The sequence below is a fragment of the Streptococcus sanguinis genome, assembly GCF_050222175.1.
Taxonomy (GTDB): Bacteria; Bacillota; Bacilli; order Lactobacillales; family Streptococcaceae; genus Streptococcus; species Streptococcus sanguinis_M.
In genome coordinates, this window is record NZ_CP071420.1 from 1,642,043 (window position 1) to 1,668,876 (window position 26,834).

The 26,834-nt window shown below is 43.2% G+C and carries 26 protein-coding genes; 7 read left to right on the forward strand and 19 right to left on the reverse strand.

Going from position 1 to position 26,834, the window contains the following annotated elements:
• Positions 1–65: 65 nt before the first annotated feature.
• Positions 66–1,421 (reverse strand): DUF1958 domain-containing protein, encoded by a 1,356-nt coding sequence (locus J1C91_RS08030; RefSeq protein WP_125439101.1) that lies wholly within the window; start codon positions 1,419–1,421, stop codon positions 66–68.
• A 150-nt stretch (positions 1,422–1,571) separates the two neighbouring features.
• Positions 1,572–2,279 carry a glucosamine-6-phosphate deaminase gene (locus tag J1C91_RS08035; protein ID WP_125439103.1) on the reverse strand — a complete coding sequence of 236 codons (708 nt, stop codon included), beginning with the start codon at positions 2,277–2,279 and terminating at the stop codon, positions 1,572–1,574.
• Positions 2,280–2,413: 134 nt separating this feature from the next.
• Here J1C91_RS08035 and J1C91_RS08040 point away from each other — a divergent pair, with 134 nt between their 5' ends.
• The 3 genes from J1C91_RS08040 to J1C91_RS08050 are packed head-to-tail and all read left to right on the forward strand — an operon-like array spanning position 2,414 to position 4,118.
• Positions 2,414–2,593, forward strand: coding sequence for a hypothetical protein (locus J1C91_RS08040; RefSeq protein WP_002897949.1), 180 nt, complete (start codon positions 2,414–2,416; stop codon positions 2,591–2,593).
• A gap of 9 nt (positions 2,594–2,602) precedes the next feature.
• Entirely contained in the window at positions 2,603–3,631 is a 1,029-nt protein-coding gene (gene queA, locus J1C91_RS08045; protein ID WP_125439105.1) for a tRNA preQ1(34) S-adenosylmethionine ribosyltransferase-isomerase QueA, read from the forward strand.
• A gap of 16 nt (positions 3,632–3,647) precedes the next feature.
• On the forward strand, positions 3,648–4,118 hold the full coding sequence (locus J1C91_RS08050) for an arginine repressor (protein ID WP_002896068.1): 471 nt from the start codon (positions 3,648–3,650) through the stop codon (positions 4,116–4,118).
• Between the two features lie 128 nt (positions 4,119–4,246).
• Here J1C91_RS08050 and J1C91_RS08055 read toward each other — a convergent pair whose 3' ends face one another.
• The 17 genes from J1C91_RS08055 to J1C91_RS08135 form a co-directional block, all read right to left on the reverse strand.
• Positions 4,247–5,584: a dipeptidase gene (locus J1C91_RS08055; protein WP_009659896.1), complete on the reverse strand. Its 1,338-nt coding sequence runs from the start codon at positions 5,582–5,584 to the stop codon at positions 4,247–4,249.
• 21 nt (positions 5,585–5,605) lie between these two features.
• Complete coding sequence (locus tag J1C91_RS08060; protein WP_125439107.1) at positions 5,606–7,117, reverse strand: YfcC family protein; 1,512 nt, start codon at positions 7,115–7,117, stop codon at positions 5,606–5,608.
• Positions 7,118–7,323: 206 nt separating this feature from the next.
• Positions 7,324–8,271 (reverse strand): carbamate kinase, encoded by a 948-nt coding sequence (arcC, locus tag J1C91_RS08065; protein ID WP_125439109.1) that lies wholly within the window; start codon positions 8,269–8,271, stop codon positions 7,324–7,326.
• Positions 8,272–8,437: 166 nt separating this feature from the next.
• Complete coding sequence (argF, locus tag J1C91_RS08070; RefSeq protein ID WP_002897953.1) at positions 8,438–9,454, reverse strand: ornithine carbamoyltransferase; 1,017 nt, start codon at positions 9,452–9,454, stop codon at positions 8,438–8,440.
• A 49-nt stretch (positions 9,455–9,503) separates the two neighbouring features.
• Complete coding sequence (arcA, locus tag J1C91_RS08075; RefSeq protein WP_002912023.1) at positions 9,504–10,733, reverse strand: arginine deiminase; 1,230 nt, start codon at positions 10,731–10,733, stop codon at positions 9,504–9,506.
• Positions 10,734–11,022: 289 nt separating this feature from the next.
• On the reverse strand, positions 11,023–11,709 hold the full coding sequence (locus J1C91_RS08080; protein ID WP_125439112.1) for a Crp/Fnr family transcriptional regulator: 687 nt from the start codon (positions 11,707–11,709) through the stop codon (positions 11,023–11,025).
• Between the two features lie 47 nt (positions 11,710–11,756).
• Positions 11,757–12,254 (reverse strand): DUF1648 domain-containing protein, encoded by a 498-nt coding sequence (locus J1C91_RS08085; protein WP_125439114.1) that lies wholly within the window; start codon positions 12,252–12,254, stop codon positions 11,757–11,759.
• A complete protein-coding gene (locus tag J1C91_RS08090) occupies positions 12,241–12,522 on the reverse strand; it encodes an autorepressor SdpR family transcription factor (RefSeq protein ID WP_002896078.1) in 282 nt (93 codons plus the stop codon). The genes J1C91_RS08085 and J1C91_RS08090 overlap by 14 nt, the downstream gene beginning before the upstream one ends.
• The gene (locus tag J1C91_RS08095) at positions 12,500–13,288 is read right to left on the reverse strand and encodes a YhfC family glutamic-type intramembrane protease (protein ID WP_125439116.1); all 789 of its coding nucleotides are present in this window, start codon (positions 13,286–13,288) and stop codon (positions 12,500–12,502) included. Before J1C91_RS08095 ends, J1C91_RS08090 begins: the two co-directional genes overlap by 23 nt.
• 132 nt (positions 13,289–13,420) lie before the next feature.
• Positions 13,421–14,500, reverse strand: coding sequence for a serine hydrolase (locus J1C91_RS08100; RefSeq protein ID WP_312023180.1), 1,080 nt, complete (start codon positions 14,498–14,500; stop codon positions 13,421–13,423).
• Positions 14,501–14,635: 135 nt separating this feature from the next.
• A complete protein-coding gene (gene sodA, locus J1C91_RS08105; RefSeq protein WP_002896081.1) occupies positions 14,636–15,241 on the reverse strand; it encodes a superoxide dismutase SodA in 606 nt (201 codons plus the stop codon).
• A 62-nt stretch (positions 15,242–15,303) separates the two neighbouring features.
• Complete coding sequence (gene holA, locus J1C91_RS08110; protein WP_125439118.1) at positions 15,304–16,350, reverse strand: DNA polymerase III subunit delta; 1,047 nt, start codon at positions 16,348–16,350, stop codon at positions 15,304–15,306.
• Between the two features lie 251 nt (positions 16,351–16,601).
• On the reverse strand, positions 16,602–17,762 hold the full coding sequence (locus J1C91_RS08115; RefSeq protein ID WP_125439120.1) for a DUF805 domain-containing protein: 1,161 nt from the start codon (positions 17,760–17,762) through the stop codon (positions 16,602–16,604).
• Positions 17,763–17,890: 128 nt separating this feature from the next.
• Positions 17,891–20,131 carry a DNA internalization-related competence protein ComEC/Rec2 gene (locus J1C91_RS08120; protein ID WP_002910262.1) on the reverse strand — a complete coding sequence of 747 codons (2,241 nt, stop codon included), beginning with the start codon at positions 20,129–20,131 and terminating at the stop codon, positions 17,891–17,893.
• On the reverse strand, positions 20,115–20,795 hold the full coding sequence (locus J1C91_RS08125) for a helix-hairpin-helix domain-containing protein (RefSeq protein ID WP_032912496.1): 681 nt from the start codon (positions 20,793–20,795) through the stop codon (positions 20,115–20,117). Before J1C91_RS08125 ends, J1C91_RS08120 begins: the two co-directional genes overlap by 17 nt.
• 148 nt (positions 20,796–20,943) lie before the next feature.
• Positions 20,944–21,516 (reverse strand): HXXEE domain-containing protein, encoded by a 573-nt coding sequence (locus J1C91_RS08130; protein ID WP_002910264.1) that lies wholly within the window; start codon positions 21,514–21,516, stop codon positions 20,944–20,946.
• Positions 21,517–21,564: 48 nt separating this feature from the next.
• Positions 21,565–22,305 carry a lysophospholipid acyltransferase family protein gene (locus J1C91_RS08135; protein ID WP_002900842.1) on the reverse strand — a complete coding sequence of 247 codons (741 nt, stop codon included), beginning with the start codon at positions 22,303–22,305 and terminating at the stop codon, positions 21,565–21,567.
• Between the two features lie 157 nt (positions 22,306–22,462).
• Between J1C91_RS08135 and J1C91_RS08140 the strand changes: the two genes are divergently transcribed.
• From J1C91_RS08140 to J1C91_RS08155, 4 genes are all read left to right on the forward strand, one after another.
• On the forward strand, positions 22,463–24,802 hold the full coding sequence (locus tag J1C91_RS08140; RefSeq protein WP_125439122.1) for a cation-translocating P-type ATPase: 2,340 nt from the start codon (positions 22,463–22,465) through the stop codon (positions 24,800–24,802).
• Between the two features lie 129 nt (positions 24,803–24,931).
• Positions 24,932–25,678 carry a tRNA1(Val) (adenine(37)-N6)-methyltransferase gene (locus tag J1C91_RS08145; protein ID WP_125439124.1) on the forward strand — a complete coding sequence of 249 codons (747 nt, stop codon included), beginning with the start codon at positions 24,932–24,934 and terminating at the stop codon, positions 25,676–25,678.
• Positions 25,668–25,931 carry a GIY-YIG nuclease family protein gene (locus J1C91_RS08150; protein ID WP_002910268.1) on the forward strand — a complete coding sequence of 88 codons (264 nt, stop codon included), beginning with the start codon at positions 25,668–25,670 and terminating at the stop codon, positions 25,929–25,931. The genes J1C91_RS08145 and J1C91_RS08150 overlap by 11 nt, the downstream gene beginning before the upstream one ends.
• The gene (locus tag J1C91_RS08155; protein WP_002910269.1) at positions 25,924–26,790 is read left to right on the forward strand and encodes a DapH/DapD/GlmU-related protein; all 867 of its coding nucleotides are present in this window, start codon (positions 25,924–25,926) and stop codon (positions 26,788–26,790) included. Before J1C91_RS08150 ends, J1C91_RS08155 begins: the two co-directional genes overlap by 8 nt.
• The last annotated feature ends 44 nt before the right edge of the window (positions 26,791–26,834 follow it).

Sequence of the window (26,834 nt, forward strand, 5' to 3'; positions counted from 1 at the left end):
CAGCAAAAGAACTGAGTTTTAGCTTGGAAAGTCATTCCGTTCGTATGTGACAGAGGACATTCCCTTTATTCAACATCTGTATTTCTACGACGTTCCTGTTTTGCAGCCCTGCGTTTTTGACGACTGCGGTATTCAAAGTACAGAATTATTAGCAGGATACCAACAGGCAGCAGAATCAACATCTTATCGCTGAAGAACACGCCATACCAAGGCTTGCTTTCTGATTTGCTTCCAGTCACATTTTCAATGGCCTGAGCAACTGGATTCTCAACTTTCTCGACTTTCATTTCATCAGAGATCTTGCTAGACAAGGTCTTCAAGCCATTTTCAGCCTTGAGAACATTGTTTTCAACCTTGACTTTAGGCTTGGTTCCCTTTTTAACAGTAGCGTAGAAATCTTCAGGCAGCTTATACTTCTGTCCATCAATCTCCTGCTCACCCTTGGATAAGAGTTTTTTGTACTCATAGTCCGCATAAGCCTTCTCAATCAAAGCATTACCAAAAGGATGGCGGTAATACTCACCGTCTTGGTCAGACCAGTCACCGACTCCCATAATCACAGCAATCATGCGCTGATCTCCACGCTTAATGGTCGCGATATAGTTGAAAGCACCGTTAGGACTAGAGCCCGTCTTCATACCATCTACGCCCTTGAGTGCGTATTTAGCACCCGGCAGGGAGTAATTATAGGTTTCAAAGGTCTCCTCGTAAGGAGTTCCAGCTTTAACTGTAACCTTGGCTTTATTAGTATAGTTTAGAATCTCAGGATGGTGATTGACAAAATTGTAAGCCAGAATCGCCAAATCACGGGCTGTTGTTTGATTGCTGAGAGTATTATCGTAATTCTGAGGATTGTAATATCCCTTGAAAGAAATCGCTGCTGCACCGCTGGCATTGAACCACTTGGTATTCGTCATACCCAGCTCTTGAGCCTTGGCATTCATCCGATCCAAGAAAGCATCTGGATCATTGTCCGATAGATAATTGGCCAGCATGACTGTTGTCGCATTGGATGAAGGCACGATTGTCATGGTAATCAGCTCAGATACGGTATAGTCCACACCAGCGACAATTTTATTATTAGAAATTTCATAAATATTAGCGGTAGCTTGATCCTGAGGTGTAGCTGTAATGACCGTCTTTTCGCTGATTTTTCCTTCCTTAATCGCTTCAAAGACCAAGTAAAGCGTCATGAGCTTACTCATACTAGCGGGATCACGCACCTCATCGACATTATCCTCCCAGACAACGTCACCTGTACTGCCATCAATAACGAGAGAAGACTTGGGACGATTAATCGCCTGAACATTATCATGCGGATACATCTTTTTAGCCATATCCACCAATTCATCAGCCCTAGCAGCTAGTGGCGCTAAAGAGGTCAGGAACACAATTCCCAATAACAAAAGCTTTTTCTTCACAAGATCCTCCAAAGAACAATTATACCTATCTAGTATATCATATTTTACGCAAAGTCAACCATAAATCTAAAAATCCTACCTAAAAAATAGATAGGAAATTAAGAGACTTTTATCTGGCAAAGCCAGTTTTCTAGCAACAACGTCAAAATCTTAGTGATTTAACAAGCTAAGTGCTTCCTTATCAGCGATAATCACAACATCTGGATGCTTCTGGAGAGCACTGCCTGGCAGCTCCTCTGTCACCTCACCCTCAACAGTCCCTGCTATGGCTTTGGCCTTAGCTGAACCATAAGCAAAGAGAATGATGGATTTAGCATTGAGGATATTGCCAATCCCCATGGAAATGGCCTGAGTCGGAACATCTTCCATCTTGTCGAAGAATCGAGCATTGGACTGAATGGTGGACGGTGTCAAATCCACTAAGTGAGTCTGGCTGTCAAAACTAGTCCCCGGCTCATTAAATCCGATATGACCATTCGTACCGATTCCCAAAATCTGCAAATCAGCCGGATGCTCTGCTAGAAGATGATTGTACCTAGCCACTTCCGCTTCTAAATCTTTCGCTGCGCCATTAGGCAGGAAACTTGCTTTAAAAGGTTTTTGATTAAAGAGGTGTTGATTCATGAAATAGCGATAAGACTGAGGATCGTCCTCCTGCAAACCAACATATTCATCCAGATTGACACTGAACATCTCTGAAAAATCAAGGTCACTCTCAACGATCTGCTTGTAAAATCCTTCTGGACTGCTGCCTGTAGCTAAGCCTAAAGTTTTTGCCCCCTGAGCCAGCTTTTCCTTGAGCAGCTCGAGAGCCACTTTACCACCTTCTACTTGGTTTTCCACTTGAATAATTTTCATTTTCTACCTCCACTTCTTTTCTTAATTTAATTATATGGTATAGACCAATTTTTGTCAAGAAAAAGTATGCAAAATAGACATACTTTTCAGTCATGCTCGCTTCCTTTTGCAGCAAATCGTGTTATAATAGAGACATGTTTTTACTGATTGTTTTATTGATTTTATTTTTAGTCGGAGTCTTACTCTGCAGCTTGAGTTTCCTCATGAAAAAACAACCAGGCTGGCAGATTGTAAGTTTGATTTTAGGAGGCTTGCTGACAGCCAGTCCCTTCCTACTCGCTGCCTACCTACTCTGGCTGATGAAAACAATATAAGGAGATACGATGAATACCGCTGATTTTGATTTTGACTTGCCCGAAGAGCTGATTGCTCAGACACCTTTGGAGAAAAGGGATGCTTCCCGCTTGCTAGTGGTCGATAAAGAAACGGGTGCCTTCTCCGACCAGCATTTTGACCAGATTATTGATCAGCTCCAGCCCGGCGATGCCCTAGTGATGAATAATACACGTGTCCTTCCTGCCCGCCTTTATGGTATCAAGCCTGAGACAGGGGGCCATGTCGAGCTGCTGCTACTCAAAAATACCCAGGGCGATGATTGGGAAGTGCTAGCCAAGCCAGCCAAGCGCCTCAGAGTAGGTTCTCAAATTTCCTTTGGCGATGGCCGCTTAACTGCTACTGTGGTAGAGGAGCTTGACCATGGTGGTCGAATTGTACGCTTTAGCTATGAAGGGATTTTCCTAGAAGTCTTGGAAAGTTTGGGAGAAATGCCGCTGCCACCTTATATCCACGAAAAACTGGCAGACCGCGAACGCTACCAGACTGTCTATGCTAAAGAAAATGGCTCTGCTGCTGCGCCAACTGCTGGACTTCACTTCACAGAAGAGTTGCTGGAGCAGATCGCTGCTAAGGGAGTCAAGCTAGTCTATCTCACCCTTCATGTCGGACTGGGAACTTTCCGACCGGTTTCTGTAGACAGTTTAGATGATCACGAGATGCACTCCGAGTTTTACAGTCTGTCCGAGGAAGCTGCCCAGACACTTCGTCAGGTTAAGGCTAATGGCGGACGTGTCATTGCAGTCGGCACGACATCTATCCGCACCTTGGAGACGATTGGCAGTAAATTCCAGGGGCAGATTCAGGCTGACTCTGGCTGGACCAATATTTTTATCAAGCCGGGATACGATTGGAAGGTCGTTGATGCTTTTTCAACCAACTTCCACCTGCCCAAGTCAACTTTGGTCATGTTAGTCTCTGCCTTTGCCGGACGTTCCTTAACACTTAAAGCTTATGAGCACGCTATTGCTGAGCGCTATCGCTTCTTCAGCTTTGGTGATGCTATGTTTATCAAATAACTATAGGTGAAAATTTATGAATAAAATTGAAAGCAGACACCGTCTCATCCGCTCCTTAATCATGGAGAAAAAAATCCATACCCAGCAAGAACTCCAGGAGCATTTGGAAGCAAACGGCGTCATTGTAACCCAGTCCACTCTTTCACGAGATATGAAAGCACTCAATCTGGTCAAGGTCAGTGAGAACGATACTTCCTACTATATCATCAATAGCATAGCACCATCCCGTTGGGAAAAACGCCTTCGTTTCTATATGGAGGATGCTTTGGTCATGCTGCGGCCAGTTCAAAACCAAGTCGTTATGAAAACCCTGCCTGGGTTGGCCCAGTCTTTCGGTGCAATCTTAGACGCTCTAGAGCTACCACAGATTGTAGCTACTGTCTGCGGCGATGATGTCTGTCTGATTATCTGCGAGGATGATCAAGGGGCCCTTGACTGCTTTGAGAAGCTCAAAGAATTCACCCCACCATTCTTCTTTAGTAAATAAAAGCTGAGACAACATTGCCTCAGCTTTTTCTATTTACGATTTTTCCTCAATGAAACACATTAGCAAATCAGAAAGACATACTTGACTAGAGCAATGCATTACCGAAGATAGTTTCAAAAAGTCAGCATTTAAGGTGTTGTAGCCAAACGATAAACGGCTTCCGCGTAAATATCCATGGCCCGATATAGATCATCTAAGCGCAATCGTTCATTGACCTGATGCTCTGTCTGATCAGCTCCCGGAAAGAGGGCGCCGAAGGCAACACAGTTAGGCATAGTACGAGCAAAGGTCGCTCCGCCCGACGACATGGCTGGACTGTTGTCTCCTGTTTTCTCCTGATAAATTGCCATCAGGGTGCTGACCAACTCGCTGTCCAAAGGTACGTAGAGCGGAGCCAAGTAATCAAACTCCTGATAGGTCAGCTCGTATTGACTGGCTATTTCTGCCAGCTTTTCAACAAGCTTTCCCTTGTCTGCCAAGACCGGAATCCGCATGTCAATCCGAATCTCAGAGCGGTCAGAGCTTAAAGTCAGACCAGCAACATTAAAGGAAAGAAAGCCCGTCGGTTCGTCAGACACAGGCCCAAAGAGATGGCTGCCTGTCGCATCTTCACCAACCGCCTGAGCCAGAAATGCAAGAGCCGGATGCGAATCCAAGGGCTGCAAGACCTTGGCTAGGCGAATAATGGCATTGACTCCTTGGGCAGCATCCTTGGCGTGCTTAGGCAAGCCGATAACCGTTACTTCTTCTGCCGTTCGCTCAAATTCATATCCTAAACCTTCCAAGCCAGCAACAACTGACTCCAGTAAGTCACCCGAATAGGAAGCCTTGTCAGGAACGACATTAAAAGCTTGACCAGCTTCGAGCTCTAAAGTATCAGAGCCTGGCCCTTCCAGCTTAAGCTGCAGAAGCCCCTTCTCAGCATAGGTCAAAGGGAAGGAAGAGTCAGGTGCAAAGCCAAGTGCAGCCTGCTCTTCTAGCTGGTTATACCTACCCATACAGCGCCAAAGCGTCTCCTCATCTGTACCAAAGATAAAGCGAACCCGCTTTTTAAATTCCACTCCGCTATCCAGCAATGCTTTTACAGCATAAAGAGCGGCCATAGAAGGTCCCTTGTCGTCCTGCACCCCACGGCCGAAAATCCAGCCATCCTTGACAGTGGCTTTAAAGGGCGGCGTCTGCCAGTCCGACTCATCACCTGATGGAACAACATCCAAATGACAGAGAACGGCCAGGAGCTGAGCTCCATGACCGATTTCTGCATATCCGTAATAACCTTTAGGGTCGAGGTAGGTTGTAAAACCGAGTCCCCGACAGATTTCTAAAGTTTTTTCTAGGACATCCTGGATAGCTTGTCCAAAAGGTGTTCCATTTTGACCTTCCTTCAGTACTGAAGGATAGGAAACGATTGTTTTCAAAGATTCAAGAAAATCTTCTTTAACTTCTTCCGTTATAAAATTTTTCATGGAATCACCTCAGCTTCTAGCTTATAGGAACGGTAAGAAAGTTCCTAGGAGTAAGAGACCAATACTGATCGCAATGATAGCTACAATCAGCTTACCGATAAATTTCCACCAAGTTCCGATATTGATACGTCCGAGTGCCAAAGCCCCCATAACGATACCAGAAGTTGGAGCAACCAGGTTCAGCACACCTGAAGCAGACTGGTAAGCTGTGATGATTAAGCTTGCCTTGACATTGACAAATTCTCCCAAAGGAGCCATGATTCCCATAGTCGCACTGGCCAGACCAGATGATGATGGGATAAGGAAGGACATTGGCAGGTAGAAAATGTAGGTCAAGACGATAAATACTTGTGATGACAAACCACTGAGTCCTTGTTTACCCCAGTTGAGAATAGTGTCTGTAATCATACCGTCATTCATGATAACTTGAATACCACGAGCGATTGCTACGATTAGGGCTACGCTAAGCAGGTCAGCTGCACCGTTCATAAAGGCAGAGATAATCTTGTCTTCCTTGAGACCGTAAACAGCGCCAATCAAGATTCCCATGAAGGCAAAGAGCATAGCTCCTTCTGGGAAGTACCAAGTACCCAGTGCAGAAGTAGATGAACCAACAATCTTACCAAGAACTGGAAGACCAGTCAGCCAGGCATTGATGTCCTTAAAGATAGTAATACCGAGACCTGTCCAAGGAATGAAACTTAATACCATAAGGACAAATGTCAAAATGAACAATACTAAGACAATTCTTTGCTTTTTGCTCAGTGTTGACTCAACAGATGAAGAAGTTTCAACATTGAAGTGTTTCAAATCTTCTTCGCGAGTGCTGTAAACCAGTGACTTGGTCGGATCCTTTTGAATTTTATCTGCATAGCGATAAACAAACCAAGTACTGAGAGCTGTCATGACAAACAAGAAGATGAGACGGAGAGCAATCCCTTCACCGGTACTAACACCAGCAGTCGCTGAAGCGATACCTGTTGCAAATGGATTTAGTGTGGAAGCCAAACATCCGATTTGCGAACCCAGCAGGATAATAGCCACCCCGGTCAGACTGTCAAAACCAACCGCCATCATCACCGGCACCAAAAGCGGATAGAAGGCCATGGTTTCCTCACCCATACCATAGGTAGTACCACCGAGGGCAAAGAGAGGCATCAAGACAACAATCAGCATCTTTTCGCGACCCTTGTACTTCTTAACGATAGAGGCAATTCCCACATCCAAAGCGCCAGTTTCATTGACAACACCAAGGAAACCACCAACCATGAGGATGAAGAAGGCAACATCTATCGCAGCAGTAGTTTCCTTGATTAAGGATCCTTCTTCTGGATGCGTACCCAGCATAGCACGAATCGGTGCCATCAGAACATCCCAAATCCCTTGCGGATTTTGCGCTTGTTTTTGATACACACCATCTATAAAAGCCCCTGCTGGGATAATCCAAGTCAGCACTGCCATAATGGCAATGATTATCAACAATACGGTGTAAGATGAAGGCATCTTAAACCCTTTTTTTGTTTTTTCACTCATTTGTATTCCCTCCTAAAAATTTTTTAACGAGGTTACGAACCTACATTTCCCTGTATGAGCAAACAAGAAAACGCTTACTTTGTTTCTATTTTACCATATTAACATTGAAAAAGCCAGTATTTTTGAAAATAATCATAGGTTTTCAGGAAAAGACTTGCAGCAGCAATAGAGATTACTTGCTATCGCTTTTCGGTTAAGTTCTATGCCTAGCCTTTTTCAATAATCGTACCGCTCTCAGATTCAATCAGAGCACCAAGATTTTCCAGAGATGTGATAACTGCTTTACCTTCTGGACGGCCATTGACAAAGGCAATAGCTGCTTCTACTTTTGGAAGCATGCTGCCTGGTGCAAATTGTTCTTGCTTGATGTATTCTTCCAATTGAGCAACATTCACATGTTCCAGTTTTGCTTGATCTGGTTTGTTGTAGTTAACAAAGACATAGTCCACACCAGTCAAGACGATGAAGAGGTCAGCATCAACCAACTCCGCTAAGCGTTGAGAAGCAAAGTCCTTATCAATAACAGCTTCAACACCAGTAAGATGGCCATTGTCTTCCTTGATGACAGGAATCCCACCGCCACCCGCAGCTACCACTACTTGACCTTGATTCAAAAGCGTACGGATCGTTTCAATTTCCTTGATATCCACTGGTTTTGGTGAAGCAACGACCTTACGCCAACCACGGCCGGCATCCTCTTTGAAAGTCGCTCCGCTCTTTTCAGCTTCCGCTTTTGCTTCTTCTTCTGAGTAGAACGGACCGATTGGCTTGCTGAGGTTGACAAAGGCTGGATCGTTCTTATCCACCACTACTTGCGTCACAACAGAAGCGACATTCTTTTCAATACCTTCATCCAAGAGAGCATTTTGCAAGGCATTTTGCAGCCAGAAGCCGATACTGCCTTCTGTCATAGCCACAAGAGAGTCTAGTGGGAAGGCAGGATTCTTTTCAGAGTCTGCTGCCAACTGTTGCAGCAGCAAGTTCCCTACCTGTGGACCATTTCCATGGGTAATGATAAGGTCATCTCCGTTTTTAATCAATTTTACCAAGTGTTTAGCAGTTTCCACCAAGGCTTCCTGCTGTGCTTTCGCTGATGGGTCAGATGAAAGGATAGCATTTCCCCCCAAGGCTACAACGATTTTACGATTTCCCATTAAATTCTCCTTAATTGCGCTATAATAAATGCGCTTCCAATTTATTTTAGTAGATTTTTTAATTTTCAATAAGAAAATGAGCTTTTCTTATCATATAAAAGAGGGCCGGACTAAAGCTATTAGTCGCAGCCCTCATAGCTGTTGGTAGACGGTTTCTTATGTAAGATTATACTTTTGGAATGTAGAGGTTTCCAAGAGTTGCAGCCATAACCGCTTTGATTGTGTGCATACGGTTTTCTGCCTGGTCAAAATGACGAGCATATTTGCTGCGGAAGACTTCGTCTGTTACTTCCATTTCTTCTACGCCGAATTTTTCAGCGACATCTTTACCGTAAACAGTATTTGTATCGTGGAATGCTGGTAAGCAGTGCAAGAAAATCAAGTTTTCATTATCAGCCTTCTTCACCAAATCCATGTTTACTTGGTAAGGTTTGAGGAGGGCAACGCGTTCTGCAAACTTGTCTTCTTCACCCATAGATACCCAAACGTCTGTGTAAAGTACGTCCGCACCTTTAACTGCTTCGTCAGCATCTTCAGTGATGAGGATATGTGCGCCGCTTTCTTTCGCAAAGCCTTCTGCCAATTCAACGATTTCTTTTTCTGGGAAGAGTTCTTTTGGTGAGAAGATGTGAACGTTTACGCCAAGGATAGCTCCTGTCACCAGCAAGCTGTTGGCAACGTTGTTACGTCCATCACCACAGTATACCAATGTCAAGCCTTCCAGACGGCCAAAGTTTTCTTGAACAGTCAAGTAGTCAGCCAACATTTGAGTTGGGTGCCATTCGTCAGTCAGACCATTCCAGACTGGAACACCTGAGAATTCTGCCAATTCTTCTACCATACGTTGGCTGAAGCCGCGGAATTCAATCCCGTCAAACATACGGCCCAAAACTTTCGCAGTATCTTCTGTAGATTCTTTCTTACCAAGCTGGATATCGTTAGCACCAAGGTATTCTGGATGTGCCCCTAGGTCAATGGCTGCTGTTGTAAAAGCTGCACGAGTACGAGTAGATGTTTTTTCAAACAAGAGAGCGATATTCTTGCCAGCAAGATAGTGGTGTTGAATATTGCGTTTTTTCAAATCTTTCAAGTGAGCTGAAAGACCGATAAGGTATTCTAACTCAGCACGGCTAAAGTCTTTTTCTGCTAAGAAGCTACGTCCTTGGAATACTGAATGTGTCATTCTATTATTTCCTCTTTCTTTTCTTTATGTATTGTTAGCACTTGTATGCTTAAATTTCTTCACGTTCAAATGGCATAGACATACAGCGTGGTCCACCACGACCGCGAACCAATTCACTTCCGCGGATCTTGATCAAACGCAAGCCGTATTCTTCCAAAATCTTGTTAGTAACGGTATTACGATCATACACCACTACCACACCAGGTGCGATGGTCAAGGTGTTAGAACCGTCATTCCATTGCTCACGCGCAGCAGCTACGATATTGCCACCGCCACAGCGAATCAGATGAACTTTTTCCACACCAAGGTTTTCAGCTAAGATTTCTGCTAAATCACCTTTTTCTTCAACAATCTTAAGTTTGTCATCAACATAAGTCACAGAGTAAACGCGAAGATCTCCTTCGATTTCTGGGTGAATCGTGAACTTGTCATAGTCAACCATAGTGAAGACAGTGTCTAAGTGCATGAACTTACGGTTGTTGGCAAATTCAAAAGCCAAAACTTTCTTGAAGCCTACATTTTTCTTGAAGATATTGACCAAGAGTTTTTCGATAGAAGCTGCGTCTGTACGTTGTGAAATACCAACCGCCAGCACATCTTTTGAAAGAACCAGTTCATCCCCACCTTCGATACGTGTATCTTCTTCACGGTTATATACAAGTTCAACATTTCCACCGTATACTGGGTGATATTTGAAGATGTATTTACCGTAGAGAGTTTCACGATTACGAGTATCTGCATACATGTGGTTGAGCGATACAGCATTACCAATTGTAGCAAATGGGTCACGTGTGAAGTAAAGGTTTGGCATTGGATCAATAGCGAATGGATAATCAGATTCTACCAAGTCCGTCAATCCTTTTGCTTCTTCAGGAATTTCTGGCAATTCAACTTTTTGAACCCCTGCCATCGTTTTTTCAACCAACTCTCGGTTATCTTTGATACCACGAAGCAGTTCGCGAATAGCCTTCTTGGTTTCACGGCCACGAATATTGGCTTCTTCCAGATATTCTTCGATGAATTGCTCACGGATTTCTGGAGAAGTCAGTGACTCAGCAGCCAGCTGCTCAAGATAGAGCACCTCAACTCCTTCATTACGAAGCGCTTGAGCAAAGTTATCATGTTCTTTTTGTGCATCTTCTAAGAAAGGAATATCGTCAAAAAGAAGACGTTCTAAGTAGTCCGGCTGCAAGTTTTCCAACTCCTTGCCAGGACGGTGCAACATAACTTTTTTCAGTTTTCCAATTTCTGAGAAAACACGAATTGGATGTGTAGACATCTACTATCCTCCTTTTTCTTTGCGGTTTAGGTTTTTCTAAGCCCGTTTACATGTACTATTCTAGCATTTAATGCTACCGCTTTCAAGAAAAAAACCACATTACAAATGCCAAATCTTTTGCTTTTTTCTATTTTTATTTTTATAATATTCTTCTTTAAAGCGTTTTCTTTGAATATTTTACTCATTATATTATTTTTGTGAATATTTATTTTTTAAAACAAAATCAGTACACGGTTAATATTAGAATATTTTGAATTTATTTGACAAAAAAGAAGCCAATCAGAACCGATTAGCTTCCAGCAAGGTATTTCATAAAATACTCTTTCTCTTTAAAAGTTAATTTTTTATGTTGGTATTCAATCCGACCTTCATCCAAGAGCTTTTTCAGAACTTGATTGACCGTTTCCCGAGTCGTGGCTCCTAGTTTTGCCAACTCTTTCATACTGATAGGAAAGGGCAGGCTATCTTCCACTTTGCACAAATCCATGCAGAGCAGAGACAAGGACTGAACCACACGCTCGCTGGCACTGGCTGCTACGACATTGCGCAAACGAAGTTCCTGAAATTCCAGAATTTGCGACAGCCGCTTGGTAATAAACAAAAGCTGATCCACACTCTTCTTAGAATATTCTTCGAACAAATCAATAGGAATGGAGAAATATTCGACATTGGTGACAGCGCTGGCTGTGTAATGATAGCGCTCATCAAAAAACATACCTCCATAGGGGAAAACACTGTCTTTCTTGACATAATCCATATAAGAAAATGTGTCTGTCGAATCATACTGCTCAATCCGAACATAGCCTTGAGACAAGAGAAAAAGGCGCTCTCGTCGGTCTCCTGCAAAAAAGATAATTTGCCCTTTTGGAATCTTGCGATACTGAATCTCCACTGCTAATTTATCGAAAAGCTCCACTGGCAGATTGACAAAGGCAGGGTGCTGCCGGATATATTGATAATGCTCCTTGGTAATCATGATAACCCTTTTATTTGATACTTGATACCATTATAGCATAAATCCGCTTACAAATAGAAAATGCTGACTATAAAAGTAAGAAATCCTAACAAAACAAAGAGGTATGCCCAATTTCTATTCATGGGCTCTCTGTCAGCTTGTACTTTTTTGGGCAAGTAATTGCCTACAATTATGAAAACCAAAGCAACCACCATCGCTGCTATTTTACGGATATCAAAGTCCTCGTCTAAGCCCCCATAGATAGTCGCCATATAGAGTAAGACAAAGCTAAAGGGGAAGACCCAGCGAATAAGGTGTTTAAATGTGGGATTTAAGATATCTTTAGCAACAGTAGACCAATAAATCATAACTTCTAGCAGCATCATGACAATTGGAAAAGCAGATACTATTAGAAACTTAGGTAAGAAGGAATCGCCTTTTCCAGATAAGTCAAAGTGAATAGCTAGGTTTTCTGGTAATTTTTGATAGACCCAGATGGCATATAAAACTGGCAAGAGCATGACGCCAAGTGCCCAGCCTAATTCTTGAAAACTATTTTTTTTCATTTTCGTTTCCTCCTCCAAGAGATTGAAACCAGACAAGAATTTCTTCAAAAACAGTGACATCTAAGCTGTAATATATAAAGTTCTTCTGCTTTTCTTCTATGAGCAGACCGGCTTTCTTTAGCTGAGAGAGGTGGTAGGATACCGTCGCAGGAGTCAGCTCAAAAGCTTGAGCAATTTCCCCTGCTGACTTCGGACCATGCTTGAGCATTTCCAGAATCCCCCTCCGAACTGGATCAGCTAGGGCTTTAAGCGTTTGACTGATCCCCATGATTGAACCTTTCCTTCAGGTAAACTTTCAAGATTTTCTTGGTCAGAAAGACTAGCGCCACTACCTCTACCAAGAGCAGAGCTTCAACAGCCAGTGGCGGAAGAAAGCCTACCTGAGCCAGAGCAGGCGCTAAGTCAATCAGGGCGTGAAGTCCCAGAGCGGCTAAAAAATACACTGGAGCCTTCTCCTTGACCGCTTTCCAAACCCAGAAGGTCAGAAGGATTTGAATGAGAATAGCCAAGATCCGTTCAAAAGCCAAAAGATAGATGCTGCCAGCGTTCATGGAACGGACATTGTCAATAATTGCTTGAGGAATTTGAGCCAGCGTCTGAGCATTCCCCTGAATCACTACTTGAGCTATAACCCAAAAGTTTAAGAGACTGACAATACCAACAAACAGAGCCTCAATACCACCATGCCCCAAGCCATAGGCTATACCATCCCTAAAGGTCAGTGGGCGCTTCTTTTGCAACCAGTAAAAGATGACCCAGCGGGCTGTTTCTTCAAAAATAGCTGCCGCAGCAATAGCATAAAGAACGTATAGCCAAGGATTTTCCGTCTGCAAAGCGATAGTTCCATCAGCCTGAGGTTGTAAGACGATACGGTGCAAGATATTTTCCAGAACCTGACTAGACAGATAAAAGCCAACTCCCCCTAAAAGGAAAACTAGCAGAGAAATGTGCTTGGTCTTTTTAAAATAAACCAAAGGAACAAGGACTGTCCCTAAAATCAGCAGCATAGCAATCAAGATATGAATGGAAATCATCGTTTTTTCTCCTAAACTGTTTTGGTTTTTTTCTAAATAGATTATACATCTTTCCTTTCTTTCTGTCAAATCTATTTCGAATTTTTTCTAAATAGCTATCAAAAAATCTAGCCTGTCTAGACTAGATTGCTCTTAGTTCATATTAACCCGATGCCATTCATTGATGACGTAGGCTAACTGACCAACTTGCTCAATTCCGACACCACTGATCTCATCACTGGCCTCGGTGCTACCACCTAAATAAGCCGTATAGAGAGCTATAATATAGGGCTTCTCTTCCATAACTAATGCATCCACATTGAGCGCCTCACGAACATATCCAGGCTTTTGATAGATGGTAATGTCACGCAGATAGCGCTTATAGTATTCACCTGGGAAGGATTCGCCTATATAATAAAGGATATCCTTGTACTTTTCCTGATTTTTAGACAAATACTCAAGGACCTGAATATAGTAGTCCGTCGTGGTCTTATTATTCTCACGGCTGATCGTCTTAATATCAGCCTTGGACTGACCGTAGCGACTAAACATATCATAGGCCTTTTCCATGCCGCCTAGACGCTCTGCTAAAGCGTAGGCTGGAGTATTTTCAGAATAAACCAAGGAATATTCCTGCATGTCTGATATTCTCATAGCACCGTTGAAAGCACCAACATAGTTATCATGCTCGCCCCTATATTCATAGTTTGTATTGGTAATATCAAACCGCTCGTCCATAGAAAGTTTGCCGGCAGCAACCTCATCTACTACCAGCATATTGAGAGGGAGCTTGTAGGTCGATCCCGCAGTCATAGGCTGGGTATCATTCATTGCAAAGGTCTTGCCAGTCGTCAAATCCTTATATGAAAATGCAACTTGGGAGGGTTCAATCCCCATTTCAGTCATATAAGCCTGAATGACCTGAGTCAAATCCAAATTTGCATAGTCAAATCGCAGCCCCAAAGCATCCATAGTCGGGCCGTCCGCCTCCATGACCTTCTGCTTCTCCTCTGGACTTTTCTCAACAGGCTTCGGCTTTTCTTCAACTGGTTTGGAATCAGACTTGACTTTCTCTTCTTCCTGTTCTTGCTCGCCAGACTTTGCAAGTTGGGCAGCCTCTTGTGCTTTCTTTTCAATAGCCTTATTTCGTTGGGTTATAAAAAGGAAGATGAAGCCCAGCAGACAAAGACAAGAAAGGACAGCTACGATAATCGTTACAATTTTTTTACTCAAAACATTTCTCCTAGCATTTGTATTATAAAAAATTATGAGGAAAATAACAAGTGAAATCCAGAAAAAAGGCATTTTAAGCATCAAAAAAGGCAAATCATTAATCGATTCGCCTTTTTATCTATTGAAACTGCCTGTTTATTTAGCAGCAGCGTAAAGTTCGTCAACCTTTTTCCAGTTAATAACTGAGAAGAAAGCTTGAATGTAGTTCGGACGAAGATTGCGGTATTTCACATAGTAAGCATGTTCCCAAACATCCAGTCCCAAGATTGGAGTTTTACCTTCTGAAATAGGAGTATCCTGATTTGCTGTTGAGGTCACTTCCAACTTGCCTTCTTTATTGACAACCAACCAAGCCCAGCCAGAACCAAAACGAGTTGTAGCCGCTGCAGTGAAAGCCGCTTTAAAGTCTTCAAATGATCCAAAAGTAGCTTCAATATCTGCTGCCAATTCTGCAGATGGTGATGTTTCTGCTGGTGTCATCAATTCCCAGAAAAGAGCGTGGTTAAGATGACCACCACCGTTGTTGATGACTGCCTGACGGATATCAGCTGGGATAGACTCCACATCAGCCAATAATTTTTCCAAGTCTTCACCGATTTCAGGATGCTTTTCAAGCGCAGCATTAACATTCGTTACATAGGTATTGTGGTGCTTGTCATGATGCAAGTGCATTGTTTCTTCATCAATGTAAGGCTCCAAAGCATCGTAAGCGTAAGGAAGATCAGGTAAGATAATTGCCATTTGATAGACCTCTTTTTCTATATGATTATAAAAATGATAACGCAATCATTAGAATTTTTCAACTATTTTGCTTGTAGCTCACCCGTCGCAATCTTGAGCAGAGCCAAATCAAACAGGTAATCTTTATCATACAGCCCCGACTTAATCTGAAAATCCGTTTCAATCAAACAGGCCATAGTCTTTTTAAGAAAGGCTAAACTCAGTGAGCGAGCATCCTTTAAGGCAAACTTGACTTGATAAGGATTGACCTTGCGGCCTAGATAGTCGGACAAATCAGATACAATCTGACTCTCAGCTCTGCCATTTTCCGCTAAAATCTTGACTTGCGTAAAGATACGAAACTGCCCCAGCATAATAGCAATAAGCTTGATTTCATCCTCGCCTTGAAGTGTCAAATCTCGTACCAAGCTTCTGGCCTCATCAATCTTCTGCTGTAAAATCAGCTGGGTCAGATCAAAAATATTATCCTGAAGGGTCTTGGGAATGGCCTCGGCAATGTCTTCTAAACCAATCTGACCGGACTCTTTATAACCTTTCAGAAAGGCTAAATTTTTACTGACTTCACTGAACTGAAAACCTGATTTCAGCAACAACTGATCGAAAGCTGTCGGAGCAAATTGTAATCCTTCTGCCTGCGCTTCCTTGCTGAAATAAGCCCGTAGATCTGCTTCCTTGAGTTCTGCAGCCTCAAAAATTTTCCCGTCCCGTTTCAGCAGTTTGACCAGACGGCGCTTGCTATCCAATTTGCCTTCCGCAAAGATAACCAGGCGAGTTGTATCTGCTGGATTTTCCAGATAATTTTCGAAAGATTTGAGTTCTTCATCAGTCAGATAGCGCTTCTTAGCTGTTGTCAAATCAGCAAAATGATCCAAAATCACGATTTTTTCATCTGCAAAAAAAGGCAGACTGACCAAGTCTAATTCCACATCCTGGTAGTTTGCTTCTTTCATATCAAAAATAGCAGTGTTCAAATCGCCCGGTTGAAACTGAATCTGGCGGAGAAACTGCTCCTTCAACAACTCAAACTGTCCCAAGTCATCCCCAGCCAAAATGGTCAAAGCAGGAAGATTGCTTGGCGTGATTTTTTTAATTTCCTCAATAGCTAACACCGAAAGTCTCCCCTGCTTTATATTTCTTGTCAATTTTATTCATGTATTGATTGTAACAAAAAAGAGTCGGAAAGTCTGCTTTTTTCTTTGCAAACGAAATCTAATTTTTGAATAGATCTGCTATATAAATAGAAACTGTTATTTGCTTCATTTTTCTTTGTTATGAAAAGCAATCAATGCCTCGTTCTGTTAAAACTTTTCTACGAGCGATAGAACAAAAAGAGCTGGAAAAATTCCAACTCTTTCTTTGTTTATTCTTGGTTTTCAGTTGCATCATCCACACTGTTTTCAACTGGTGTAGAAGCCTGCTCCTCTTGAATTGGTGAAACAAAAGGATTATCCTCAACAGGTGCCTGAATTCCAAAATCTTGAGGTGTTGACTGCTCAGGTGTTTCAGCAGTAAATGGATTTTGAACTGGTTCTGTTTGCTCCACCGCTTGACTTTGCTCAGAAACAGGTTGTTGTGGCTGTTGACCAAACTGCTGATCTTGGAAGCCACCTTGCTGTGGCTGTTGGCCAAATGGTTGATTTTGAACAGGTTGTTGACCAAACTGTTGTCCTTGGAAACCACCTTGTTGTGGTTGTTGGCCAAACTGTTGATTTTGAACTGGTTGTTGTGGTTGTTGACCAAATTGTTGGTTTTGGACAGGTTGCTGTGGTTGTTGACCAAATTGCTGACCTTGGAAACCACCTTGTTGCGGTTGTTGACCAAATGGTTGATTTTGAACTGGTTGCTGTGACTGACCAAACTGTTGGCCTTGGAAACCACCTTGTTGCGGTTGACCAAACTGTTGGCTTTGGAAACCACCTTGCTGTGGCTGTTGACCAAACTGTTGATTTTGAACTGGTTGTTGTGATTGACCAAACTGTTGTCCTTGGAAACTACCTTGCTGTGGTTGTTGTCCAAACTGTTGACCTTGGAAGTTTTGCTGACCATATGAATTTCCAACCATTTCAGGCTTAGATCCTTGACAAAGCAAAACAATCAAAGCAATACTACATGGAAGAGATACTATTCCTGCAATAATATTTAGAACTGGAATAAATGATAGTAAAAAAGGACCAACATACAAGAAAAGAAATGCCCAATGATAACCAGCATCACGTAAACGACGGACAATGATAGCTAAATTAGGTACAAAAGTTGCCAGAGCATATAGAATTAAGATGAAAATAAAGATTACAGCAAATCCTGCCCCAGCCAAGATTGCTGATGGATCTGATTCATATCCATAAGTTGAGTCTTGAACTGCTGCTGAAAGAATACTTCCAAAAGCAGATGCCCAAAAAATGATAAATAGCGGTGCAGTAACAATAACATGGCATAAAACTACCCACCAATAGTCTGACCGGCTAGACCGGCTTGAAAAATCAGCATAGTGTGTCCAGAATTTTTTATATGCAGCAAACATAAAATTCTCCTCTATAATTTTTTATACCCATTATCTTATCACAAATGCATAAATAAATCAATATGACTTCCTGACTGAAGCTAAATGGACATGAGAAAAAGTATCAGTTGGCATCTTTAGCAAGGCTATCAGCGAACCGTTTCAATCTTCCAGGAATTCCAACCAATCAAACGAATGGCCCCCTGCTGGTCAGTTCGATAGATAGCTGTATTAAACTTCTCAAATCTTTGCAAAGTTTCCTGATGCGGATGTCGATAACGATTATTCTGGCCGGCTGATATCAAGGCCAGTTTCGGCTGAATTTGCTCTAAAAATTCCGGACTGGAAGAGCCTTTGGAGCCATGGTGACCTGCTTTTAAGACATCTGCTTTCAGCTGAGGAAATCGCTGCAGCAGTTCAGTCTCTCCTTGCTTTTCCAAATCACCTGTAAACAAAAATTTTGTCTGAAAGAATTTCCCGTAGAGCACAATCGAATCATCATTTCCACCGTCGCCTGTCCCACTAGGATAGAGAACCTGCAAAGCTGAGTCAAATACCGGAATCTCATCACCCACTTCGACGACATGGACAGAAGTTTCTATCTGCTCCAGCTTTTGAACAAAATCAGGCTGAGTGAGACTTCCTTTGGAAACATAGATTTCCTTGATAGAAAAATGCTTAGCTACCTCCAGCATATCTCCCATGTGGTCGGTATCAGTATGAGTCAGGACCAATACATCCAGACTAGCAACGCCACGACTTTTGAGATAGGGAATCAAGGTCTTTTCTGCATTGGATGAAGTCTGTCGCTCCTGCCAAGCCTCTTTCTTTCCTATCTCGACTCGTCCTCCTACATCAATCAAAACCGTCCTGCCTCGCCAGTCCCTGAGAAAAATGCTATCTCCCTGACCAATATCCACTACTGTAATCTCATTTTGCAGCGGATGCTTTGTTAGGAAAAATAAGAGAAGAGCAAGCAAACTAAAAGATAAAAGCCAGCTTTTCTTTCTCCGAAAGTCATAGATTAAAGCCAAAACCAAAAGCAGAGCAAACAGTAACCAGAGGTTGGGCTTCCCAAAAATCAAAGGACGCGGAGCAAAGTCAGCTACCCAACGAATCGCATCTTCGAGTAAGTCAAAGAAAAAATTGACTTGAGTGATTTTTAAAAGTGGCGACAAAATAAAAATGAGGGTTAAGCCTGGTAGCATCAGCAGGTCAAAGAGTAGTGAAAATAGAAAAGTTAAAATCACGGACCAGGGCTGAAATTCAGAAAAATAATAGATTAGTATAGGCAAAATCCCCAATGAAATAGTCAGACTTTCCGTTAAAAGTTTCCGAATCGGCGGCAACTTTTCAAAATCCATCATAGAAATCAAAAAGGCATAGGCGCAGGACAAGACACCGCCTGCTGTCAGAAGAAAATTGGGCATGATGATAAAGAGAACCATCAGTGTCAGAGCAAAGTTATCTAATCTGGTCAGTCCTTGCTGGGCCAACAACTTCTGAACTAAGCTTCTGACGACAGAAACAGAAAAGCCTGTCAGTCCAGCATAGATAAATGAAAAAGGCAGCTGCAAAGCATTTACTGTCTCCCTCTTCATCCCCAACCTTAGAAGAATTCTGCGAAAACCATCCAAAAAGAAACCTACCTGCATACCAGACAAGGCAAACAAATGGATGATACCCAAGCTAGAATACAGGTCACTCATTTCCGCAAACTCCGTATCTAAGTCACCAAACAAGAGTCCTGTCATGTAATGGCTCATTGGACTAGGAAAATTACTTCGAATATAGACCAGCGCTTTTCTGCGCCAGACAGACAGCCAATCCAGTGGATTCAGGCTAGAAATTGGTCTTAGTGACTGAATCTTATTGATTTTTAAGGTACGATAAATCCCCTGACTCTTTAAATAAGCCTGATAGTCAAAGCCCGAAAAATTTCGTTGTTGCTGGGCCTGTTCAAACTCTCCTTCCATATCAAGGACGACCAAATCTGTCAACTGCTGAAAATCTTCCTTTTCACTGGCTGATTTGATCTTGTAGAAGACCTGATAAAGTCGACCATCCGTTCGCCCTCGAAAGGATAGGGAATCTCCATTGACTTTAATCGTATCCGGCAAGACCTGAACCGAGCTAGCTGAAGGAGGTTCCTTCCTAAAGGCCTGCTCTGCTATTTCCCGACGAAGCAAGAAAAAGAGGGCAAAAAGGGACAGGAATGCCAAGGCAGCTAGACTTTTCTTGAGAGGATAGCTGAAAAAGAGACGAAGTAGAAGGACCCCCAACCCAAAATAAGCCAAGGAACTGCCAGAGTAGACTGCAAAATAGGCCCATACAAGGATGAAAGCTAGATAGATAGGGGGGAGGGGTAGCTTTTTAATCCACTGTGACATATTCTTTCAGCTTTTCTAAGGTCTTATCTCCAATACCTGACACCTTTTTCAGATCATCTACTGACTTGAAGCGGCCATTGCTTTCGCGGTAGGCAATGATGTCTGAAGCCCGCTTCTGCCCGATGCCTGAAATAGTCTGCAGTTCAGTCTCTGTCGCCGTATTTAGATTGACCTTGTCCGACTTTCCACCACTGGCACCAGCAGAATCAGAAGCTCCTGCTTGATACTGGCCGGTCTGTGTGACATCGGCTCCTTCTTCACCAATCTTTGCCACATAGATTACTGCTTCATCTGTTAATTTTTGTGCCTGATTAATGGACTTAGCCTCGGCGTCTGCTGTCAATCCGCCAGCTTTTTGGATGGCTTCATGGACTCTCGCTCCCGCTCTCAGCTCATAGACACCAGGATTCTTAACTGCGCCTTTAATATCCACAGTGACTTGCTCACTCTCCTCTTCATCCGCTTTGGCCTTAGAAAGAACTTTTTCACTCTCTTCATCAGCTGAGCTGGATGAGGAAGTTATTTCTTGGCTCAAGGCGGCTACCTGATTTTGTGGCTGGTGATTTCCTTTGATGAGGAAAAAACCACCTAGTACAGCGCCAACTACTGCCAGACCGACAAAGAGCTTGTATTCTTTTAGCTTTTCAATGATTTCTTCAAGCATATTTTTCTCCTTTGTCTTTTTATTCGTAAAAGATTGCAAAAAAAAATAAAACAAGCCGAGAATATTTTCAGCTTGTCATATTTTAAAATCTTTATTTTGCCAGAAGTAGTAGATAGAAAGGACATTGACAAAAATAGAAGCTGCAATATCAGTCTGCTTTGCTTATCCTGTATATCCAAGCTTCTATCTTTTGAGCTCTGCTATGTAAAAAAGCTAAATTTGCCAAAAGAAAAGCCATCACTAGCGCGCTTAGAATCAGAAGCAGCAGCCAAGAAACTGACTGCTGACATAGATAAAGGATGAAGATTAAGATGAGTATAGGAAAAGTCGTCAAAGCTGTGAAGCCGCCCGGTACCCAGCGATGAAAGCGAAACACTTGCATGATATGGCCCAGCAGATGAAGAGTATGACAGAAACCAATAGCCAAAGCTAGCTCAGGAATGCGAAATAGAATGGCAAGTAACAAAAGGATAAAAGCCAGTAGAAACTCCTCTGCAATCATCAGAGCTATACTTTCAGCAGAAAGATAACTTCCTCTTCTGGCAATGAACATCTCCTTTTGATAGCCTTGATGGTCTTGATTCTGAGAAATCCAAGGCCGAACCAGGATAATCTCATCAAACTCGTGCAGCATAAACAGTGATAAGGTTACAAAAGATAAAAAAGCAAGAGACATAGCATCCTCCTTATAAAATATACCAACATTATAACTCACTTGCATACAAAAATCAGCTCCCAAGCAAGATTGCTCAGCAAGCTGATTAGTATCTTATTTTCTATGCTTATCTGGATCCCAGACAAAGCTAGCAAAAAAGCTGAAAATGATGGTCAAAATTCCAATCAAAATAGCAGGAATAAAGACAAAGGCACGTAAAATCCGCAAGAAAATATTGCCTTTCTTTTGTGTCTGGTAAGGTGCTACTTCAGCATCCAGACGGTCAAACTCAGCATGAACACGGCGAGCCACTTCCTCAACTCCCTCATCATTCATCTTCTTAATGTCTGAAATATCAATTGGATTACCAAAATTCATGTCCACGCGCTCCCCAGCTGCCAAGCCTTTGAGGCTCATGGGACCAGCGTAGACCACTGGCATGATACGGACCTTAGCCATCTTAGCAATCACTGCCACTCCTCCCTTGACATCCGTAGAATGGCGGCTACCGCTTGGGAACATAATCAGTGAGCGATTGCTCTTTTTCAGCATATTGACAGGGTACTTGATAGCTGACGGACCGGGATTTTCCCGGTCAATAGGAAAGGCACCACACATGCGAATCCACCAGCCGAACACCCGATTTTCAAAGAGCTGTTTCTTGGCCATGAAAATGAACTGCTTGGGCTTGGTCGCAAAAGCCATGTAAACTGGATCCCACCATGTTCGGTGAGGGGCAACCAAGATATAATTTTCATCTTTTGAAGGAATCTTTTCTTTATTGTGGTAATGCGCATTGCCGTTCAAGGTCCACAGGATAAAAATCACTAAACCTCGCAAATAGGTATAAAACATAAACTCTCCTTATTTCAAACCAAAATTATACTTGAAATTTATTACATCCTTCCTCATTATACCCTATCCCATTATAGTCTGCAATATTTTTCCAAACTTTGGCTGTAACAGCTGATTCTGATAGCCATTTCCATAAAAAAATGGTATCATTAATCTCATGAACAAGAAAGAATTAATCGGTTTAAACCAAACCCAAGTAGATGAAAAGATTTCGCAGGGCTTGACCAACGATTTTACAAGTGACACCAGTACTAGTAACTGGCAAATCGTTAAGCGGAATGTTTTCACCCTTTTTAATGCCCTTAACTTTGTTATTGCTGTAGCCTTAGTCTCTGTCCAAGCCTGGAGCAATCTGGTCTTCTTCGCAGTAATCAGCTTTAACGCCATTACTGGTATTATTACAGAGCTGCGAGCCAAACGTATGATTGACAAGCTCAATCTGGTCAGCCGAGAGCTGGTCACAGTCATCCGCGACGGCCAGGAAGTTAAATTTCAGCCAGAAGAAATTGTACTGGGCGATCTGATCAAGCTGTCAGCCGGCGAGCAAATTCCCAGTGATGCCCGTGTAGTAGAGGGTGTTGCCGAGGCCAATGAAGCCATGTTAACAGGGGAGAGTGACCTAGTGCTCAAGGAAGAAGGCGCTGAGCTGCTGTCTGGTAGCTTTCTGGCCAGTGGGCAGATCTATGCTAAGGTCCATCATGTCGGCGCAGACAACTATGCCAACAAGCTCATGACTGAGGCTAAAACCCTCAAGCCTATCAACTCGCGCATTCTTTACAATCTTGGAAAAATCTCCCGCTTTACTGGAAAAATTATCATTCCTTTCGGAATGGCTCTCTTCTTTGAAGCCCTTATGATAAAGGGATTGCCTGTCAAAAACTCTGTCATTACTAGCTCGACAGCTCTTTTGGGTATGCTGCCTAAGGGAATTGCCCTGCTGACAGTCACGTCACTTCTGACAGCTGTCATCAAGCTCGGCATTCGCAAGGTGCTTGTTCAGGAAATGTATTCAGTTGAAACTCTGGCTCGGGTGGATACTCTCTGCCTGGACAAGACTGGGACAATTACCCAAGGTAAGATGACTGTTGAAGCCTTACATAGCCTTTCAGATAAGTTTTCTGATGAGACTGTCGATCAAATCTTAGCAGCCTACATCCAAACCAGCGAGGATAATAACCCAACAGCCCAGGCTATTCGCAAGGGCTACGGCCATCTGGACCATGCCTATACTAGCGACAATGTCATCCCATTTTCTAGTGACCGAAAATGGGGCGCTATGCATTTATCCAGTGTCGGAACTATCTTTCTGGGGGCTCCCGAAATGCTGCTGGACTGCAATCCTGCAGCGGTTGGAGAGGCTCAAAAACGCGGATCGCGGGTTTTGGTGCTAGCTCACAGCGACCAAGTGCTAGACAAACACAGTATCCAACTGCCTGAAGATATGACCGCTCTGGCTGTTCTGGAAATCACTGACCCTATTCGTGAGGGAGCAGCCGAGACACTGGACTACCTACGCTCTCAGGATGTTGATCTGAAAATCATCTCTGGTGACAATCCTGTGACTGTTTCGCATATCGCGAGCCAGGCTGGATTTGCCAACTACGACAGCTACATCGACTGTTCTAAAATCAGCGATCAAGAACTGGTTGAGCAGGCAGAAGAAACAGCCATCTTTGGTCGTGTTTCTCCCCATCAGAAGAAGCTGCTCATCCAGACTCTTAAGGCCGCTGGTCGGACAACAGCCATGACGGGAGATGGTGTTAATGATATTTTGGCCTTGCGTGAAGCAGACTGCTCCATCGTCATGGCGGAGGGCGACCCCGCAACTCGGCAAATTGCCAACCTGGTCCTTCTTAACTCTGACTTTAACGATGTCCCTGAGATTCTTTTTGAAGGCCGCCGAGTTGTTAACAACATTGGCCGGATTGCTCCGATTTTCTTCATCAAGACCATATACTCCTTTATCCTGGCTATCATCTGTATCGCCAGTATCCTGCTAGGAAAATCTGAATACCTCTTGATTTTCCCATTCATTCCGATTCAAATCACCTTGATTGACCAGTTTGTCGAAGGTTTCCCACCCTTTGTCCTCACCTTTGAGCGCAATATTAAGCCGGTTGAAAAGCACTTCCTCAAACGCTCCCTGCAGCTGGCTCTGCCAAGCTCCCTCATGATTGTCTTCAGCGTGCTATTTGTCCGCATCTGGGGCAGCAGCCATGGCTGGAGTGACATAGAAATGTCCACCCTGACCTACTACTTGCTAGGCAGCATCAGCTTCCTGTCCGTCATTAGGGCCTGTCTGCCACTCAACCTCTGGCGCAGCCTGCTCATTATCTTTTCTGTCTTTGGCTTCTATCTATCAGCCTTTGTCCTGCAGCACCTTTTGGAAATTGCAACGCTGACAGCCGCAACTTTGCCAGTCTATCTGATTCTCATGGTCATTTTCGGACTTGTCTTTGTTGCCTGCACCATTAAGCAGAAATACAGATTTGATTAAGGACTAGCTAAAATAGAATCAGCATTTAAGCTCATGGAAACATGCGAGAATCCTCGCATGTTTTTTTGATTGTGCAAAAACTTCCCATATCCCTTTGGAATCCTTGCTAAATCATGCTATAATTGACTTATGAACGAAGCAAAACTAAAAGACGGAGAACGCGTCAACCAGCTCTTTTCGACAGATGTCAAGATTATTCAAAATAGTGAGGTCTTTAGCTATTCGGTAGATAGCGTACTTCTTTCCCGCTTTCCTAAGTTGCCTCAGCGGGGGTTGATTGTCGATCTCTGTGCTGGAAACGGCGCTGTCGGACTTTTTGCCAGCACTCGGACCAAGGCCAAGATTCTAGCAGTCGAGATCCAGGAACGTCTGGCTGATATGGCCGAGCGCTCCATTGAGCTCAATGATTTGACTCAGCAAATGCAGGTCATTCAGGACGATTTGAAAAACCTAGGACGCTATATCACTGGCAGCAAGGTTGATATGATTCTCTGCAATCCGCCATATTTCAAGGTTGACAAGAAATCCAATCTCAATGAAAGCCAGCACTACCTTTTAGCCCGCCACGAAATCTCAACCAATCTGGGAGAGATTTGCAAAATTGCCCAGCGAGTCCTCAAATCTAATGGTCGGTTGGCTATGGTTCATCGACCAGAACGCTTTTTAGATATTTTAGATACCATGCAAGCCCACAACCTGGCTCCCAAGCGCATCCAGTTTGTCTATCCAAAGTTGGGTAAAGAGGCCAATATGCTACTTATCGAAGCTATTAAAGATGGTTCCCGCGACGGTCTAAAAATCCTGCCTCCTCTCTTTATTCACAATCAGGACGGCAGCTACACTCCGGAGATTCACGAGATTTACTATGGAAAATAAAGCATATATGTACGTGCTTGAATGCGGGGACGGCTCCCTCTATACTGGCTACACAACGAATGTCCAAGCCCGACTCAAAAAACATCAAGCTGGCAAAGGCGCCAAGTACACCCGCGCTCGGCTGCCAGTTACCTTACTTTACCAAGAAGAACACCCTAGCAAGCCGGCTGCCATGTCGGCTGAAGCACTTTTTAAAAAGAAAACTAGACAAGCCAAACTGGCTTACATCAAAGAAAGGACTCAACATGCCTGAAATCCAGTTTAAAGGCGACTTTCATCATATCGAAATTTCCCCAGATAGTCATCTTGATATCGGTCAAGATGTCATCTTCCAATCTTTTACCAGCCTCAATGTAGCCAGCGGCGCACAACTCAAGCTAGGAACCCGGGTTTTCTTTAACGATCACTGCACTGTCCGCTGTCAGCACTCTATCGAAATCGGCAAGGACACCATGTTTGGTGATGGCGTCCGTATTTTTGACCACAATCATCAGTATTCTAATTACCATATCGAGAAGATTGATTATAGTGTTGCGCCAGTCAAGATTGGAGCTAACTGCTGGATTGGGGCCAATACTGTGATTCTCAAAGGTGTGACCATTGGTGATAATGTCATCATTGGAGCCAACAGCTTGATTTTCCAAGATATTCCCAGCAACTCTATCGCTATGAGCAAGGAAGAGCTTATCATCAAGGAGCGTCCACAGGGCAATTTCCATGCCTTTACGCTGACGGCTTCTGATACTTTGGAACAACTGGCCTATTTAGCAGAAAATCTGCCAGAATTAGAATTTCACATAGCTGCTAAGACCAATATTTCTCCTTACTTAGCCAGCTTTAATGACTATCCCAATATCAACCTCTACACCAATATTCACCAGGATGACTTTATTGAAGACTTGCTCGATAGGGCGGATATTTACTTGGATATCAATCACTGGGGAGAAGTCGACCAGATTGTTCAAAGAGCTATCAGCAAGGGGAAGCCAGTTTTGGCTTTCAGCCAAACTGCCCACCAGCCTGAAGAAAATACTTTACTTTTCGAATCGGACCAACCCCAGCAAATGGCTGATGAAATACGAAAATTAATGCAAGAAAAGTCTAGGACATAAAGGTCCTAGACTTTCTTTTGCAGTCGATATGCATTTTATTAACT